The sequence below is a fragment of the Dongia rigui genome (genome assembly GCF_034044635.1).
In the GTDB taxonomy this organism is placed as follows: domain Bacteria; phylum Pseudomonadota; class Alphaproteobacteria; order Dongiales; family Dongiaceae; genus Dongia; species Dongia rigui.
In genome coordinates this window covers 1,183,242-1,199,985 of the sequence record NZ_JAXCLX010000001.1, presented here as the reverse complement: position 1 = coordinate 1,199,985, position 16,744 = coordinate 1,183,242, and the positions used below count along the sequence as shown (strand labels likewise).

General features: G+C 61.5%; 9 protein-coding genes. All 9 read left to right on the top strand.

The window, feature by feature from the left end; translation table 11 throughout:
* The first annotated feature begins 133 nt into the window (after positions 1–133).
* Positions 134–1,141, top strand: coding sequence for a deoxyribose-phosphate aldolase (gene deoC / locus SMD31_RS05375; protein ID WP_320499770.1), 1,008 nt, complete (start codon positions 134–136; stop codon positions 1,139–1,141).
* Between the two features lie 4 nt (positions 1,142–1,145).
* A complete protein-coding gene (locus tag SMD31_RS05370) occupies positions 1,146–3,530 on the top strand; it encodes an aldehyde dehydrogenase family protein (RefSeq protein ID WP_320499769.1) in 2,385 nt (794 codons plus the stop codon).
* 66 nt (positions 3,531–3,596) lie between these two features.
* Positions 3,597–4,055 (top strand): RbsD/FucU family protein, encoded by a 459-nt coding sequence (locus SMD31_RS05365; RefSeq protein WP_320499768.1) that lies wholly within the window; start codon positions 3,597–3,599, stop codon positions 4,053–4,055.
* A 17-nt stretch (positions 4,056–4,072) separates the two neighbouring features.
* Positions 4,073–5,008, top strand: coding sequence for a ribokinase (gene rbsK / locus SMD31_RS05360; RefSeq protein WP_320499767.1), 936 nt, complete (start codon positions 4,073–4,075; stop codon positions 5,006–5,008).
* On the top strand, positions 5,008–5,880 hold the full coding sequence (locus SMD31_RS05355; RefSeq protein ID WP_320499766.1) for a carbohydrate ABC transporter permease: 873 nt from the start codon (positions 5,008–5,010) through the stop codon (positions 5,878–5,880). Before rbsK ends, SMD31_RS05355 begins: the two co-directional genes overlap by 1 nt.
* Positions 5,877–6,905, top strand: a complete 1,029-nt coding sequence (locus SMD31_RS05350) for a carbohydrate ABC transporter permease (protein WP_320499765.1) — start codon at positions 5,877–5,879, stop codon at positions 6,903–6,905. The genes SMD31_RS05355 and SMD31_RS05350 overlap by 4 nt, the downstream gene beginning before the upstream one ends.
* A 65-nt stretch (positions 6,906–6,970) precedes the next feature.
* Complete coding sequence (locus SMD31_RS05345; protein ID WP_320499764.1) at positions 6,971–8,422, top strand: ABC transporter substrate-binding protein; 1,452 nt, start codon at positions 6,971–6,973, stop codon at positions 8,420–8,422.
* Between the two features lie 101 nt (positions 8,423–8,523).
* The gene (locus tag SMD31_RS05340; RefSeq protein ID WP_320499763.1) at positions 8,524–9,615 is read left to right on the top strand and encodes an ABC transporter ATP-binding protein; all 1,092 of its coding nucleotides are present in this window, start codon (positions 8,524–8,526) and stop codon (positions 9,613–9,615) included.
* Between the two features lie 279 nt (positions 9,616–9,894).
* Positions 9,895–16,743: a hypothetical protein gene (locus SMD31_RS05335; protein WP_320499762.1), complete on the top strand. Its 6,849-nt coding sequence runs from the start codon at positions 9,895–9,897 to the stop codon at positions 16,741–16,743.
* Position 16,744: the final 1 nt, after the last annotated feature.

Here is a 16,744-nt window from a genome sequence, read left to right as displayed (position 1 = left end):
AAAGTGATCAAAGTTTGATAGAATATTAACAAGCGCCGCAAAGAGCGCCGAGTGGGAGGAGACGGCCCGGACCGGGCCGAAGATCGCCTGTTCGGCTGCTTTGCGCGGATGCCTTTCCAGAGACGGTGTCGGCATGGCTGATCTCAAGATCGCGCCCATCGGTGGCCACGCAACGCAGGCTGGCCACAATGCGATCGCCCGCAATGTGGCCCAGCCGCTTGATCTTGGCTGGGTGCAGGGCGTGCGCGTCAATCTGTCGGCGGCCGAGCGTCGGGTGGCGACCCTGCCGGGTCGGCGTACGGTGAAGAAGGATGCGCAGGCCGCCTGGCTTCTCAAGGCCATCACCTGCATCGATCTCACCACGTTGAACGGTGACGACACGGCCGAGCGCGTCAAGCGCCTCTGCGCCAAGGCGAAGGCGCCGGTGAGGGCCGATCTGCTCGATGCGCTGGGCATGGCGGATCGCGGTCTGACCACGGGCGCCATCTGCGTCTATCACCGTTTCGTGGCGACCGCCGTCGAGGCACTGGCCGGCACCGGCATTCCGGTCGCCGCCGTTTCGACTGGCTTTCCCGCCGGCCTCATTCCCCATGATCTGAAGCTCAAGGAAATCGAGGCCTCGGTCAAAGACGGCGCCGAGGAAATCGATATCGTCATCACGCGCGAGCACGTGCTGACCGGCAATTGGCAGGCGCTCTATGACGAGATGCGCGACTTCCGCGCCGCCTGCGGCCAGGCGCATGTGAAGGCAATCCTTGCGACCGGCGATCTCAAAACCTTGCGCAATGTGGCCCGGGCCTCGCTGGTCTGCATGATGGCCGGCGCCGATTTCATCAAGACCTCGACCGGCAAGGAAAGCGTCAACGCAACGCTTGCCGTCACCCTGATCATGATCCGCATGATCCGCGAATATCAGGAACGGACCGGGTTCAAGATCGGCTACAAGCCGGCTGGCGGTATCTCTGCCGCCAAGGACGTGCTCAACTACCAGTTCCTGATGAAGGAGGAATTGGGCCGCGAGTGGCTCGAACCCAATCTCTTCCGCATCGGCGCGTCGAGCCTGCTTGCCGATATCGAACGCCAGCTCGAACACCACGTGACCGGCCGCTATTCGGCCTATAACCGGCATGCCGCAGGATAAGACCATGAGTGTCGCCCGCTATTTCGACGAGATGTCCTATGGTCCGGCGCCGGAAGCCGATGGCGAGGCGCGTGCCTGGCTGAAGCGCCACGAATCCGGCTTCGGTCATTTCATCGGCGGCAAGTTCGTGCAGCCCGCCGCGGGCGTTCATTTCGATGCGATGGATCCGGCGACGGGCAAGAAGCTCGGCCGCGTCGCCCAGGGCGATGCGGCGGATGTCGATGCGGCTGTCGTCGCTGCCCGCAAGGCGCAGGGCTCCTGGGCCAAATTGCCCGGTCACGCGCGCGCCCGTCACCTTTATGCGCTGGCGCGCGCGGTTCAACGACATGCCCGCCTCTTTGCCGTCATCGAGGCGCTGGACAACGGCAAGCCGGTGCGCGAAACGCGCGACATCGACGTGCCGCTCGTCGCCCGTCACTTCTATTATCATGCCGGCTGGGCGCAGCTGCAGGCGACCGAATTTGCCGACCAGGTTCCGGTCGGCGTCGTCGGCCAGATCATTCCGTGGAACTTCCCGCTGCTCATGCTGGCCTGGAAAGTGGCGCCGGCTCTGGCGCTAGGCAACACGGTGGTGCTGAAGCCCGCCGAATTCACGCCGCTCACCGCTCTGCTCTTTGCCGAGATCGCGGCGGCGGCGGGTCTGCCGGCCGGTGTCCTCAATGTGGTGACGGGTGACGGCCGCACGGGCGCCGCCATCGTTGGCCATGCAGGTGTCGACAAGATCGCTTTCACCGGGTCATCGGAAGTGGGCAAGCTCATCCGCGCCGAGACGGCGGGTTCGGGCAAGTCGCTGACCTTGGAGCTTGGCGGCAAGTCGCCCTTCATCGTCTTCGATGATGCCGATATCGACGGTGCCATCGAAGGCGTCGTCGATGCCATCTGGTTCAACCAGGGCCAAGTGTGCTGCGCCGGGTCGCGCCTCCTGGTGCAGGAAGGCATCGCTGACAAATTCCATGCGCGCCTCAAGCGCCGCATGCAGAACCTGCGTGTCGGCAACCCGCTCGACAAGGCGATCGACATGGGTGCCATCGTGGCCCCGGTGCAGCTCGAGCGCATCAAAGCACTCGTCGCCACCGGTGTTGCCGAGGGGGCTGAGCTGTTCCAGCCGGAGATCGACTTGCCCACCGGCGGCAACTTCTATCCCCCGACCTTGCTGGCTCACGTGCAGACGGCGGCTACCGTCGCGCGCGAGGAAATCTTCGGCCCCGTGCTGGTCTCGATGACCTTCCGCACGCCGGACGAAGCCGTGATGCTCGCCAACAACACGCGCTATGGCCTTGCCGCCAGCATCTGGAGCGAGACGATCGGCTTGGCCCTCGATATCGCGCCGAAGCTGCAGGCCGGTGTGGTGTGGATCAATGCCACAAACCTCTTCGATGCCGCGGTCGGCTTTGGCGGCTACCGGGAATCCGGCTACGGCCGCGAGGGTGGCAAGGAAGGCGCCTACGAGTATCTGAAGCCCAAGGCCTGGGCGGGCCGGAAAGCCCGCGTCGCTGCGGAACTGCCGGAACCCCAGGAGAATGTGGCCGGTTTCGATCTGCCCGATCTCGACCGCACCGCCAAGCTCTTCGTCGGCGGCAAGCAGGCGCGTCCCGACGGCAATTACTCGCGCCCCGTGCTGTCGCCCAAGGGCGTGCGCCTGGGCGAAGTGGGCGAGGGCAATCGCAAGGACATCCGCAATGCGGTTGCGGCCGCCCGCGGCGCCGAAGGCTGGTCGAAGGCGACCGCGCACAACCGTGCGCAAATCCTCTATTACATGGCCGAGAACCTCTCGGCCCGCGCCGACGAATTCGCGGCCCGCATTGCGGCGATGACGGGTGCCTCAAAGGCCAAGGCGGTGGCCGAAGTCGATGCCAGCATCGGGCGCCTCTTTGCCTATGGCGCCTGGGCCGACAAGTTCGAAGGCACGGTGCATGCGCCGCCCTTGCGCGGCGTGGCGCTCGCCATGAACGAGCCGATCGGCGTCGTGGGGATCGTCTGCCCCGACGAAGCGCCGATGCTTTCATTCATTTCATTGCTGGCGCCGGTCATTGCCATGGGCAACCGTGCCGTCATCGTGCCGTCGGAGCGTCATCCGCTGGTCGCCACCGATTTCTATCAGGTCCTGGAAACCTCCGATGTGCCGGCGGGCGTCGTCAATATCGTGACCGGTGCCGCCAAGGATCTGGCCAAGACCTTGGCCGATCATGACGACGTCGATGCGATCTGGGCCTTCGGCACAAAGGAGATTGCGACCCTGGCCGAGAAGCTCTCGGTCGGAAATCTCAAACGCGTGCTGACCGATCACGGTCTCGTGACCGATTGGTTCGACCAAGCTGCTGCCGAAGGGCCGATCCTGCTGCGCCACGCGGTGCAGGTGAAGAACATCTGGATTCCTTACGGCGAGTGAATAAAGTGGTGACCCAAGGCGGCGATACGAACCGCCGATGGGTTAGCTAACGGGGAGGGACGGGACGTGCTGAAGAATGTCAATCCGCTGCTGAATGCGGACGTGCTCTATGCCTTGCGCGCCATGGGTCATGGCGACCGGCTGGTGCTGTGCGATACCAACTTCCCGGCCGATTCCGTGGCACGTGAAACCGTGCTCGGAAAATTGCTGCGCATCGATGCCGTGACAACGGCCGAGGCGACACGCGCCATTCTCTCGGCCATGCCGCTCGACACCTTCATCCCCGACGCAGCCATGCGTATGGAAATCGTCGGCAATCCGACCGAGGTGCCGGCGGTGCAGAAGGAAGTGCAGGCCGAGATCGACAAGGCCGAGGGCAAATCCTGGCCGCTGGTGCCGGTCGAGCGCATGGCCTTCTACGAGATCGCCAAGAAGTCCTATTGCGTGATTGCCACGGGTGAGCGTCGCTTTTATGGCTGCTTCATGCTCACCAAGGGCGTCATTCCGCCGGAAGTGAAGTATTGATTTAGGAAGCACGAATCATGAGCGCGGGACAGCAGGGCGTCTGCATTCTGGGGATCTTCGTCGCCGACCTCGCCTTCATGGGCGACCGGATGCCGAAGATCGGCGAAACCATTGCCGGTTCCGGCTTCAAGATGGGGCCTGGCGGCAAAGGCTCGAACCAATCAGTGGCCGCCGCCCGTGCCGGCGCCAAGGTGACCTTCATCTCCAAGATCGGCCGCGACACCTTCGGCGACGTAGCGCAAAAGACGTGGAGTGCGGAAGGCATTAACGCGCAAGTCGGCATCTCGGACCAGGATCCGACTGGCGTTGCCTTCATCTATGTCAACGACAAGACCGGCGAGAACGCGATCATCGTCTATCCGGGGGCTGCCGGCACGCTGTCGCCTGCCGATGTCGACGCCCACGCCGCCAGCATTCGCGGCGCCAAGGTTTTCGTGACCCAGCTCGAGCAGCCGGTGGCGGCTGCCCAACGCGGGCTCGAGATTGCCCGTGCGGCCGGTGTCACGACCATCTTCAATCCAGCCCCGGCAGAACGCTTCCCCGACGCCTTCTATCCCTTGTGCGACTACATCGCCCCCAATGAGAGCGAGGCCGCGGCCATCGTTGGCTTCCAGCTCGATTCCATGGAAGCAGCCCGCCGCGCCGGTGACGCCATCCTTGCCAAGGGCGCCAAGAATGCGCTCATCACCTTGGGCGAACGCGGGGCACTTCTTCACAGCAAATCCGGTTCGGTCCATGTACCGGCGGTTTCGGCCGGCAGCGTCATCGACACGGCTGGTGCCGGCGACGCCTTCGTCGGCGGTTTCGCCGCAGCGATCGCCAATGCCGTGGCACCCGCCGAAGCCGTGCGCTTCGGCTGCACGGTCGCCGGCATTTCAGTGACGCGCCGCGGCACGGCGCCAGCGATGCCGTCGCGGGCCGAGATCGACGCGCTCCTCGCCAAGGTGGCGTGATGCGGAACGACCCGATCAAATATTTCTTCATCTGGCCGGCGCTCTTTGTGGTGCTGGCGATCTCGATCTTTCCGCTGATCTATTCGCTGACGACCAGCTTCATGAGCTTCCGCCTGGTGCCGCCGTCGCCGCCGCATTTCAACGGCCTCGACAACTACATCAGCCTGCTCACCAATCCGCGCTTCTGGCATGTGACGGTCACCACCAGCATCATCGCTTTCACCTCGGTCGCCATCCAATATGTCATCGGGTTCGGCGTGGCGCTGGCGCTCCATGCCAAGGTGCCGGGCGAAAAGCTGTTCCGCGTCGGCTTCCTGCTGCCCATGCTGATTGCACCGGTTGCGGTCGCCCTCATTGCGCGCCAGATCTTCAACCCGACGCAAGGTCCCTTGAACCAGTTCATGACCTTCCTCGGCTTTCCCAATCTGCCTTTCCTCACCGAGACGCATTGGGCCATCGGTGCCCTCATTACCGTCGAAGTGTGGCAGTGGACGCCCTTCATCATCCTGATGTTGCTGGCCGGCCTCGCCACCTTGCCGGATGACGTCTATGAGGCGGCCTCGCTGGAGAACGCCAGCCCGTGGCGGCAGTTCTGGGACATCACCTTTCCGATGATGCTGCCCATTTCGGCCGCCGTCGTCTTCATCCGCCTCATTGAGAGCTACAAGATCATCGACACCGTCTTCGTGCTGACCGGCGGCGGTCCCGGCATCTCGACCGAGACGCTGACCCTGTTTGCCTATCAGGAAGGCTTCAAGAAGTTCAATCTTGGCTATACCTCCGCTCTCTCGTTCCTGTTCTTGATCGTCATCACGGTGATCGGCGTGGTCTATCTCGCGATCCTCAAACCCTATCTGGCGAAGCATCGATGAGCACTCGCACTCTCAAAGGCGCGCCGCGCTATTTCGCCCTCCTCGGAATTCTGTTCTGGGCGGCCTTCACGCTGTTCCCGCTCTATTGGGTGATCGTCACATCGTTCAAGACCTCGATCTCGGTCGTGGGTCGCGCGACATTCATACCTTTCCTCGATTTCGACCCCTCGCTGCAGGCCTGGAGCGAGCTTCTTTCTGGCGAGCGCGGCGAGTTCTTCAATAATGTCATCGCCTCCACCGTGATCGGCCTTTCGTCGGCGGTGCTCGCCACCGCCATCGGCGCCATGGCGGCCTATGCGCTGGTGCGCTTCCCGTTCAAGGTGAAGCTCGCCTCCGGCGTGGTCTTCTTCGTCATCGCCTGCGGTGGTTATCTGCTCGGCGCCAATGTGTTCGGCTTCGGCCGGGCGACGGCCATGATCATTTCCTTCCTGGTCGCACTCGTCCTGTCGCTCCTCACCAACCGCTTGCGTGTGCCGGGACCGATCCTCGGCAATGAGGACATCATCTTCTGGTTCGTCAGCCAGCGCATGTTCCCCCCGATCGTCGCCGCTTTCGCGCTGTTCCTGATGTACAGCGAAATGGGGCGCTTGGGCTTCAAGCTGATCGACACCTATTTCGGCATGGTGCTGGCCTATATCGCCTTCTCTCTACCGATCGTGGTGTGGCTGATGCGCGACTTCTTTGCCGCGCTGCCGCTCGAGGTCGAGGAAGCCGCAATGGTCGACAACGTACCATCCTGGCGGATTTTCACCGGTATCGTCCTGCCGATGTCCGTGCCGGGTCTCGTTGCCACTTTCATGATCACCTTGGCCTTCGTCTGGAACGAGTTTCTCTTTGCACTCTTCCTCACGAATGCCAAATGGCAAACCCTTCCCATCCTCGTTGCCGGCCAGAACAGCCAGCGTGGTGACGAATGGTGGTCGATATCCGCCGCCGCCCTGGTTGCCATCGTTCCGATGATGGTCATGGCGGCGTTGCTGAGCAGGCTCATGCGGTCCGGTCTGCTGATCGGGGCCATCAAATGACCGCGACAAGAGTTCAACACTGAAGTCGAACCAAGCTAACCAACGAGAGAAACGGGAGTGATAACATGAGGAAGCTTCTACTTGGTGCAACGGCGATGGCAGCGCTTTCGCTCAGCACCGGCGCGGCACTCGCTTGCGATCCGGATTATACCGGCGTCACGCTGACCGCCGCTTCGCAGACCGGCCCCTACATCGCTTCGGCCCTGCAAAGCGCCGGCGAAGAATGGGCCAAGAAGACCTGCGGCAAGGTGAACGTGGTTGAGTTCCCCTGGTCGGAACTCTATCCGAAGATCGTCACGTCGCTCTCCTCGGGCGAAGAGACTTTCGACGTCATCAGCTTCGCCCCGGCCTGGTCGCCGGACTTCACCGACTATCTGTCGGAAGTGCCGGAAGCCATGCGCAAGGGTAAGGCCTGGGACGACATCGCGCCCATCTATCGCGAGCAGCTGATGGTGTGGAACGGCAAGACCCTGTCGCAGACCATCGACGGCGACGTTCACACCTATACCTACCGCATCGATCTCTTCGAGGATCCGAAGGAGAAAGAGGCATTCAAGGCGAAGTACGGCTACGACCTCGCCGTGCCGCAGGATTGGAAGCAGTATCTCGACATCGCCGAATTCTTCACCCGTCCGGACAAGGGCCTGTGGGGCACGGCGGAAGCCTATCGTCGCGGCGGCCAGCAGTTCTGGTTCTTCTTCAGCCATGCGGCGTCCTACACCAACATTCCGGGTCAGAAGGGCGCCATGTTCTTCAATCCGGAGACGATGGATGCCGAAATCAACAACCCGGGCTGGGTCCGTGGTCTCGAGGAATATGTGAAGTCCTCGAAGCTGGCACCACCCAACGCGCTCAACTTCTCCTTCGGTGAAGTGAACGCGGCCGTGGCTGGCGGCCAGGTTGCCCAGTCGATCGGCTGGGGCGACACGGGCGTCATCGCCGCCGATCCGAAGCAGTCGAAGATCTCAGGCAATGTCGGTTCGGCCGTGCTGCCGGGCTCGAACGAGATCTGGGACTACAAGACCAAGGAATGGAAGAAGTTCGACCATATCGTCAAATCGCCGTTCATGGCGTTCGGCGGCTGGCAGGCGGCGGTCCCCGCTTCCTCGAAGAACCAGGAAGCTGCCTGGAACTACATCGAATTCCTCTCCAGCCCGGAAGTCTCGGGCAAGGCGGCGATCACCGGCGGTACTGGTGTCAACCCCTATCGCATCTCGCACACGACCAACCTCGACCTGTGGTCGAAGCTGTTCAGCCCGCGCGAAGCCAAGGAATACTTGGGCGCCCAGGCAGATTCGCTCGCCGCTGAGAACGTCGTGCTGGATATGCGTCTCCCCGGCTACTTCTCCTACACCGAAGTCGTGGAAATCGAACTCTCCAAGGCTTTGGCCGGCGAAGAGAGCGCCCAGGAAGCGCTCGACAACGTGGCCAAGGAATGGAACCGTCTCACCGACGAGTTCGGCCGCGACAAGCAGCTTGCTGCCTATCGCGCCGCGATGGGCCTGCCGGCGAAGTAATCGCCCAGGCTGTTTAAAGTTGAGTTATCTGGACTAACGCTGTCCCGCTCCGGCCCTTGAAAAGGCCGGGGCGGGATTGCCCAACAAAGAAGAATTTGCCCATGGCCCGCGTAAGCCTCGAACGCATCACCAAATCCTTTGGCGACGTCACTGTCATTCCGCCGCTGGATCTCGAAATCGCCTCGCGCGAATTCGTTGTGCTGGTCGGACCCTCGGGCTGCGGCAAGACCACGACCTTGCGCATGATTGCGGGATTGGAAACGGCGAGCAGCGGCGTCGTTCGCATCCGCGACCGCGACGTCACCAATCTGCGCCCCGGCCTCAGAAATTGCTCGATGGTGTTTCAGAACTACGCGCTCTATCCGCATATGACGGTCGCCGAGAATATCGGCTATGGCATGAAAGTGCGCGGCACCTCGGCTGGCGACATTGATACTGCCGTCAAGAATGCCGCCCGCATCCTCAACCTCGATCCCTATCTTGCGCGGCGCCCCAAACAGCTCTCCGGCGGTCAGCGCCAGCGCGTGGCCATCGGCCGCGCCATCGTGCGCAACCCGGATGTGTTTCTGTTCGACGAGCCGCTCTCCAATCTCGACGCCAAGCTGCGCATCGAAATGCGCACCGAGATCAAATCGTTGCATCGTCGCCTGCAGACGACCGTCGTCTACGTGACCCATGACCAGGTCGAAGCCATGACCATGGCCGACCGGGTCGTCGTCATGAATGGCGGCCGCATTGAACAGGCGGCGGACCCCATCACGCTTTATGAAAAGCCGCGCAACCTCTTCGTGGCGGCCTTCATCGGTGCCCCATCCATGAACTTCATCGAAGGTGAACTGATCGGCGGTCAGGGTGGTTTGAGCTTCCGTGCCGAGGGTGGCGTCGAGATCGCTATTCCCGCTGCGCGGCAGGCGATCTACGGCGCCCATGTCGGCGCCCGCGTCGTGGTTGGCATTCGCCCCGAACATACGGTGGCGGCAGGCAAGCCGCTGCCGATGATCGAACTGAAGGTGCGCGATGTCGAGCCGCTGGGGCCGCACACGCTCCTCATCGGCACGGCTGGCGGCGCACCGTTCACAGCGCAAGTGGCGGCCCATACCAAGGCGGCGGCTGACGATACCGCCCTGGTGCCAATCGATACCGACAAGATGCACCTCTTCCGCAAGGACAGCGGCGAAGTCATCGCCGTCTGATCTCCCGCATTAAAGACAAAGTTGAAAGGCCGGCGCCGCAAACGCCGGCCTTCATTTTTTGTACCTGCTTTCGACGGTATGCGACGCGGGCACTGTGATGCGCGTCATAGTCGGATGCCCGCGCCCTGAAAAATAGGGAGAACTCCCGATGCTCTGTCTGGGTACCGCATTAGGTTGAACCATGACATTCGCGTGCTGGCATCGGTCGCACGCTATCCCAGAAACCAAGAGAGCGCTCGGGCGGGCTGTGGCCCTGTACGGGTGCCAGAGGCGGACATCATGGCGATCATCGCAGGTACCCCCAACAATGACACGATCCGCGGCAGCGAAAGCGACGATGTGATCTCCGGCGCCGCCGGCAGCGATGTGCTGCTTGGCGGCCATGGCGAGGACAGCCTCAATGGCGGCGATGGCGAGGATTATCTCGATGGCGGCGATGATGCTGACAAGCTGACTGGCGGTGCCGGCAACGACACCTATATCGTCGATAATGCCGGTGATGACGTCGCGGAAGACAAGACTGCCGGTACCGACACGGTCGAGGCGCGGATCGACTATATGCTCACCGCGAATGTCGAGAATCTGACCTTGCGCGGGTCCGGCGATATCGCGGGTACCGGCAACGCGCTCGACAACATCATCACCGGCAATGACCGGGACAATGTGCTGTCCGGTGCCGGGGGCAACGACACGCTGGCGGGCGGTGCCGGCAACGATACCTACATTCTCGAGGCGGGTGATGCCGCCGACAAGATCGTCGAGGCCGCGGATGGCGGCCACGACCGGGTCGTCTCGCATCTTGCTGCCTATACGATGGCCGCCAATATCGAAGATCTGGCGTTGGACGCGACCGAAGGGGTGAATGCCACCGGCAACGCGCTAGACAATGACATGACCGGCAATGGCCTCGCCAACACGTTGGATGGCGGCGCCGGCAACGATACGATCTTCGGCGGCGATGGCAACGACACCATAATCGGGGGGGCGGGGGACGATACGCTCAATGGCGGTGTTGGCAACGACCAACTTGTCGGTGGACTCGGCAATGACACCTATCTGATCGGCAATGCCGAAGATCGTATCGTCGAGCTTGCCGGGCAAGGCATCGATACGGTACGAGCGACGAGCTCGTTCGATCTCTCGCTTCATGGCGAGAATGTCGAGAACCTTATCTTAATCAACAATTCGATCGGCAGCGCCCTGGATGGCACCGGGAACAAGATCGACAATGTGCTCACCGGCAATACGTTCGAGAACATCCTCAGAGGTGGTGATGGAAACGATACCTTGCTCGGCAATGGTGGCGATGATGAACTCCACGGTGACGCCGGCAACGATACTCTCGACGGCGGTGCCGATGACGGTCAGCACAATCACGAAATACTCGATGGTGGCGCGGGGAACGACCTATACATCGTCCATGCCGGCACCACGGTAGAGATCATCGAAGCGCTGAATGGTGGGATCGATACGGTGCAATCCGCCGACAGCGATGTCGATATCTCCGATTTCGACAATGTCGAGAATATCACGCTGCTCGACGTCGCTAAAAATGATCCGTTCGCCAACGCTCAGATCAATGCGACTGGCAACAATCTTGCCAACGTCATCACCGGCAATTCCGGCGACAACTTGCTCGACGGCGACGGCGGCAACGACACATTGATCGGCGGTCTTGGCGGTGATGTTTATGTTGTGGAGGATGCCGGCGACAAGGTTGTCGAGGCTGTGGGCGGCGGATACGACACTGTACGATCCAGTCTGACGAGCTACACACTCGCGGCGAATGTCGAGGAACTCGCCCTCACATTCAAGACCGGCGCAAAATTTGGTACGGGCAACGCTGCCGCCAATCAGATCTTCGGCAATGAGCAAGACAACACGCTCGACGGTGCTGCTGGGGACGACGTGCTTTGGGGCGAAACCGGCAATGACACGCTGATTGGTGGGATTGGAAATGACTCGCTGAATGGCGGCGAAGGCACTGATACGCTCGATGGCGGCGCCGGTAACGATACCTATTGGATATTTGACTCGGTCGATAAGATTGTCGAGAAGGCCGGTGGCGGCATCGATACCATCATTTCCGCACTGAGTTTCGATATGTCCGTGCGTGGCGTCAATGCCGAAAGACTCATCGTCAATGGCGGCGGAAATTTGACGGTCATTGGCAATGACCTCGACAATGAGATCTTCGGCGGTGGTGGCGACAACAAGCTCCAGGGCGGCAAGGGCCACGACACGCTGGATGGCGGCGCCGGTAACGACACACTCATCGGTGGCCTCGGCAATGACGTCTTCGTCGTCGATAGCGCCGATGACAAGGCCATCGAAGCGAAGGGCGAAGGCGTCGACGTCGTCAAGAGCAGCGTAAGCTATATTCTGGCCTTTGGCGAAGAGATCGAGGGACTGACTCTGACCGGCACGTCCAACATCGACGGCACGGGCAATGAGTTCAACAACACGCTCACTGGCAACAGCGCCAACAACACGCTCACCGGTGGCAACGGCGACGACGTGCTGGTGGGCGGCCTTGGAGACGATACCTATGTCATCACGATCAATGACGGCAAGGACAAGGTCGTGGAGGCTGCCAATGGCGGAATCGATACCGTCGACTCCGCGCTCGCGACCTACACGCTCGCCGCCAACGTCGAGAATCTCGTCCTCAATACCAATGCTGGCAACATCGAAGGCGTCGGCAATACCCTCGACAATGCCATCACCGGAAACAGCAGTGACAACAAGATATCAGGCCTCGGCGGTAACGATGCGCTGAGCGGCGGCCTTGGCAACGATATCGTCAATGGTGGCGACGGCTCTGATCAGGTCTTTGGCGGCAGCGGTGACGATACCCTGATAGGTGGTACCGGCAACGACGATATCGAAGGCGGGATCGGCAACGACACGCTGCAGGGCGATGCCGGTGACGATGTCCTGGCCGGTGGCGCCGGCAGCGACATCTTGCGGGGCGGCAGCGGCAATGATCATTACGTCATTGACGACAGCAATGACATTGTCGTCGAGAACAAGAATGAGGGCATCGATCTGATCGATGCCAAGAGTGTCAGCTTCGATTTGTCGAAGAACGGTCAGAACGTCGAGGTGTTGAGCCTGAGCGGCGTCGGCAATACCAACGGTTTCGGCAACGACATCGACAACATCATTACCGGCAACTTCGACAACAACATCCTGACGGGTGCCGGTGGCAATGACAAATTGTCCGGCGACGCGGGCAATGATTTGCTCGATGGCGGCGCAGGTGATGACGTCATCCACGGCGATGCTGGTGGCGACTTCATCTCGGGCGCCGATGGCAACGATGTTCTGGACGGCGGAACCGGTGACGACCAAATGATTGGCGGCTTCGGCAACGACACCTTCTATGTCGACAGCGCGCTCGATACGGTCACTGAGGCCGTCGGCCAAGGCATCGACCTGGTTCGGACCAGCAAGGTCAACCTTGATCTGCGCAATTACGGCGAGGTCGAGAACGCGCTTCTGGAAGGGAGCAGCAATTTCAACGTCACGGGCAACGCCGTGGCCAATATCCTGACCGGCAATACCGGTGCCAATACGCTCAATGGTGGCGCTGGCAACGACACGTTGATCGGCGGCAATGGCGAAGACACCTATATCCTTGGCGTGGACGATGCCAATGACAAGATCGTTGAAGGGGCGGGGCTCTTCGGCGAGCGGGACAAGGTCATTTCGACCCTGGCGAACTATACCTTGGCGCAGAACGTCGAAACGCTGCAACTGGGCGGTATGGACAACATCAACGGCAAAGGTAACGCGGCCGACAATGATGTCGCGGGCAATTCCGGCAACAATCGGATCGATGGTGATGCCGGCAATGACATCCTTCATGGCGATGCGGGCAGTGACGTCCTGATCGGTGGCGCCGGCTTCGATTTCCTGGACGGTGGCACCGGTGCTGACGAGATGACCGGTGGTGCCGGCAGCGATGGCTATATCGTCGACAATGTCGGCGACAAGGTGATCGAACTGGCAAATGGCGGGACTGATACCATCGTCAGTAACCTTACGTCCTTCGACATGTCGGTCAACGGCCAGAATGTCGAGAACCTGACGTCGAATGTCAGCGCCGATTTCGTCGGCACCGGCAACAACCTCAATAACATGATCGGCGGTGCCATCGGCAACGACACGCTCGCGGGCAATGCCGGCGACGATCTGATCGACGGCGCCGGTGGCAACGACACGATCTATGGCGGCGACAAGGACGGCCTCCTGGTCGCAGATGGCAATGACTTCCTGCGCGCCGGCTCGGGCAACGATACTCTCTTTGGCGGCAGCGGCAATGACAGGCTGCAAGGCGATACCGGCGATGACAAACTGTTTGGTGGCACCGGCAATGACGAGTTGGATGGTGGCGACGGTGCCGACAAGATGGATGGCGGCGCCGGCAACGACGTCTATATCGTCAACAATGTCGGCGACCAAGCGACCGAGGACACTGACCTCCCCGCGGGCGGCGTCGATCTGGTGAAATCCTCGGTGAGCTTCGTCCTGGGCGCCGGAATCGAGAATTTGACCCTGACCGGCGAGGCCACCACCGGTACCGGCAATGGCCTTGCCAACATCATCACGGGCAACGATGCCGACAACACATTGTCCGGCGGCGGCGGCAACGATACGCTGATCGGCGGCGCCGGCGACGACACCTATATCATCGATCTCGGCGATGCTGGCGACAAGATCGTCGAGACGACCACGGGTGGTCACGACACCGTTCAGTCCTATCTCGAAAGCTACACGCTCGCCGCCAATGTCGAAGATCTCGTTCTCGCCTTCGGCGGCGGTATCACCGGCATCGGCAATGCTTTGGGAAACCGCATCCAAGGCAATGCGCTCGATAACAACCTCCAGGGCATGGCGGGCGATGACAACCTCTCTGGCGGCTCTGGCAATGACGTTCTCGACGGTGGCGCCGGCAATGATCAATTGTCGGGAAATCAGGGCGCCGACGAGATGCGTGGCGGGGCCGGCGATGATTTCTATACCGTCGAGGACAATCTCGACACTATCGTCGAAGCGGCAGGCGGCGGCACCGACACCGTGTTCAGCCGCGTCGACTATGTGCTCGGCAACAATCTTGAAAATCTGTTCCTGGGTGCCGAAAGCGGCGACAAGCTGACCGGCACCGGCAACGCTCTCAACAACGTCATCGGCAGTTCGGGCGACGAGGACAACCATTTGTTCGGCCTCGCCGGCAATGACACGTTGTCGGGCGGGAATGGCGACGACATCCTGGAAGGCGGCATCGGCAATGACGCCTATCTCATTGGCCTTGGTGACGGCGATGACCAGATCGTCGAGAAGGCGGGCGAGGGCGTCGACACAATCATCGCCGCCATCGACTACGAATTGAGCGACGACCAGGACATCGAGAATCTGACACTCACGGGCGATGACGACCTCGGCGGGTTCGGCAACAGCCTCAACAACATCATCACCGGCAATGCCGGCGACAATTTCATGTCGGGCGGTAACGGCGTCGACACGCTGATCGGCGGTGCCGGCAATGACACTTATATTCTTGGCCGCAATGGCGACGACGATGCCTTGGACAAGATTGTCGAGGCTGTGGGCGGCGGTCGTGACCGGTTGATTTCAAATTTCCACGACACGACACTCGGCGCCAATATCGAGGATCTGTTGCTCGATTCACCCAATGCGTCACTGGCTGCCGCCGTGCCGACGGCGGTCAATGGCACGGGCAATGCCCTCGACAACCGCATCGATGGCAATGAGATCGCCAACCGGCTGCAAGGCCTGGCCGGCAACGACATCCTGGATGGACGTGGTGGCGGCGACACGCTGGAAGGCGGTGCCGGCAATGACACCTACTTCGTTTGGGAGGCGGGCGATCAGGTGAAGGAAACGGCCGGCGCCGGCATCGATCTGGTACGCACTGCGCTCGACAACTATGTCCTTGCCGACAATGTCGAAAACCTGATCCTGACATCAACCAAAGCCGGCCAGCACGCCACCGGCAACATCCTGGGCAATGACATATCCGGCACGCAGCAAGATGACACGATCGATGGCGGCGCCGGCAACGACTATCTGCGCGGCGGTAGTGGCGATGACGTCCTGATCGGTGGTGCCGGTGACGATACCCTCGATGCCGGCGATCTCGGCAGCGACAGCAGTTCCGGCAATGACACGCTGGTGGGTGGCCTCGGCAACGATACCTATATCGTGCATCCGGGTGGCGCCGACGGCCTCATCATCACGGAACTGGCGGGCGGCGGCATCGATCTCATCAAGAGCGATTGGGACTTCTCGCTGGCCGATGCGGTCAATGTCGAAAACCTCACCTTGCTCGGCACCGGCGACAGCGAAGGCGTCGGCAACGAGCTTGCCAATGTCATCACTGGCAATGCCGGCGACAATTTCCTGATCGGTGGCGGCGGCAACGACACGTTGATCGGCGGTGCCGGCGACGATCTCTATTTCCTCGATATCGGCGATGCCGCCGACAAGATCATCGAGACGGCCAATAACGGGCTCGATTCCGTCATCTCGAATCTCCACGACTATACCCTCGGCGCCAACGTCGAAAATCTGTTCCTGTCGGCGGCGGTGGCCCTGACCGCCGGCGGCGGCGAGGGCGGCGTCAACGGCACAGGCAACGCGCTGGACAATGAGATCCGCGGCAACGGCGCAGACAACCGTCTGGATGGCGCCGCCGGCAATGACCTCCTGGATGGTGGCGCCGGTAACGACACCCTCATTGGCGGTGCCGGTAACGACCGGCTGCTGGGCGGTACCGGCAGCGACACAATGACGGGCGGCGCCGGCGACGATGTCTTTGCCTATCGTGCCAACAATGCCGGCGACATTCCGCTCTTGGGGGGTGATCTCATCACCGATTTCCAACGCGGCCACGACAAGATCGATATCCACGATCTGCTCGCCGCCATTGGCAACCGCGAACCGGATAAGGCTTTTGAAGACGGCTTCGTCTCCCTCGTCGATGACGGCGCCGGCAACACGCTGCTGCGCTTCGATGCCGATGGTGCCACCGGTGCGGGTGATGCCATCACATTGGCCAAGGTCGTGGGCGTGCACCTGACGGAAACGGATCTGATCCACTGAT

What these genes read in the sequence shown, in the direction of transcription:
- deoC (WP_320499770.1), top strand. Translation starts at nt 134, where the DNA reads ATGGCTGATCTCAAGATCGCGCCCATCGGTGGCCACGCAACGCAGGCT.
- SMD31_RS05370 (WP_320499769.1), top strand. Translation starts at nt 1,146, where the DNA reads ATGAGTGTCGCCCGCTATTTCGACGAGATGTCCTATGGTCCGGCGCCG.
- rbsK (WP_320499767.1), top strand. Translation starts at nt 4,073, where the DNA reads ATGAGCGCGGGACAGCAGGGCGTCTGCATTCTGGGGATCTTCGTCGCC.
- SMD31_RS05355 (WP_320499766.1), top strand. Translation starts at nt 5,008, where the DNA reads ATGCGGAACGACCCGATCAAATATTTCTTCATCTGGCCGGCGCTCTTT.
- SMD31_RS05350 (WP_320499765.1), top strand. Translation starts at nt 5,877, where the DNA reads ATGAGCACTCGCACTCTCAAAGGCGCGCCGCGCTATTTCGCCCTCCTC.
- SMD31_RS05345 (WP_320499764.1), top strand. Translation starts at nt 6,971, where the DNA reads ATGAGGAAGCTTCTACTTGGTGCAACGGCGATGGCAGCGCTTTCGCTC.
- SMD31_RS05340 (WP_320499763.1), top strand. Translation starts at nt 8,524, where the DNA reads ATGGCCCGCGTAAGCCTCGAACGCATCACCAAATCCTTTGGCGACGTC.
- SMD31_RS05335 (WP_320499762.1), top strand. Translation starts at nt 9,895, where the DNA reads ATGGCGATCATCGCAGGTACCCCCAACAATGACACGATCCGCGGCAGC.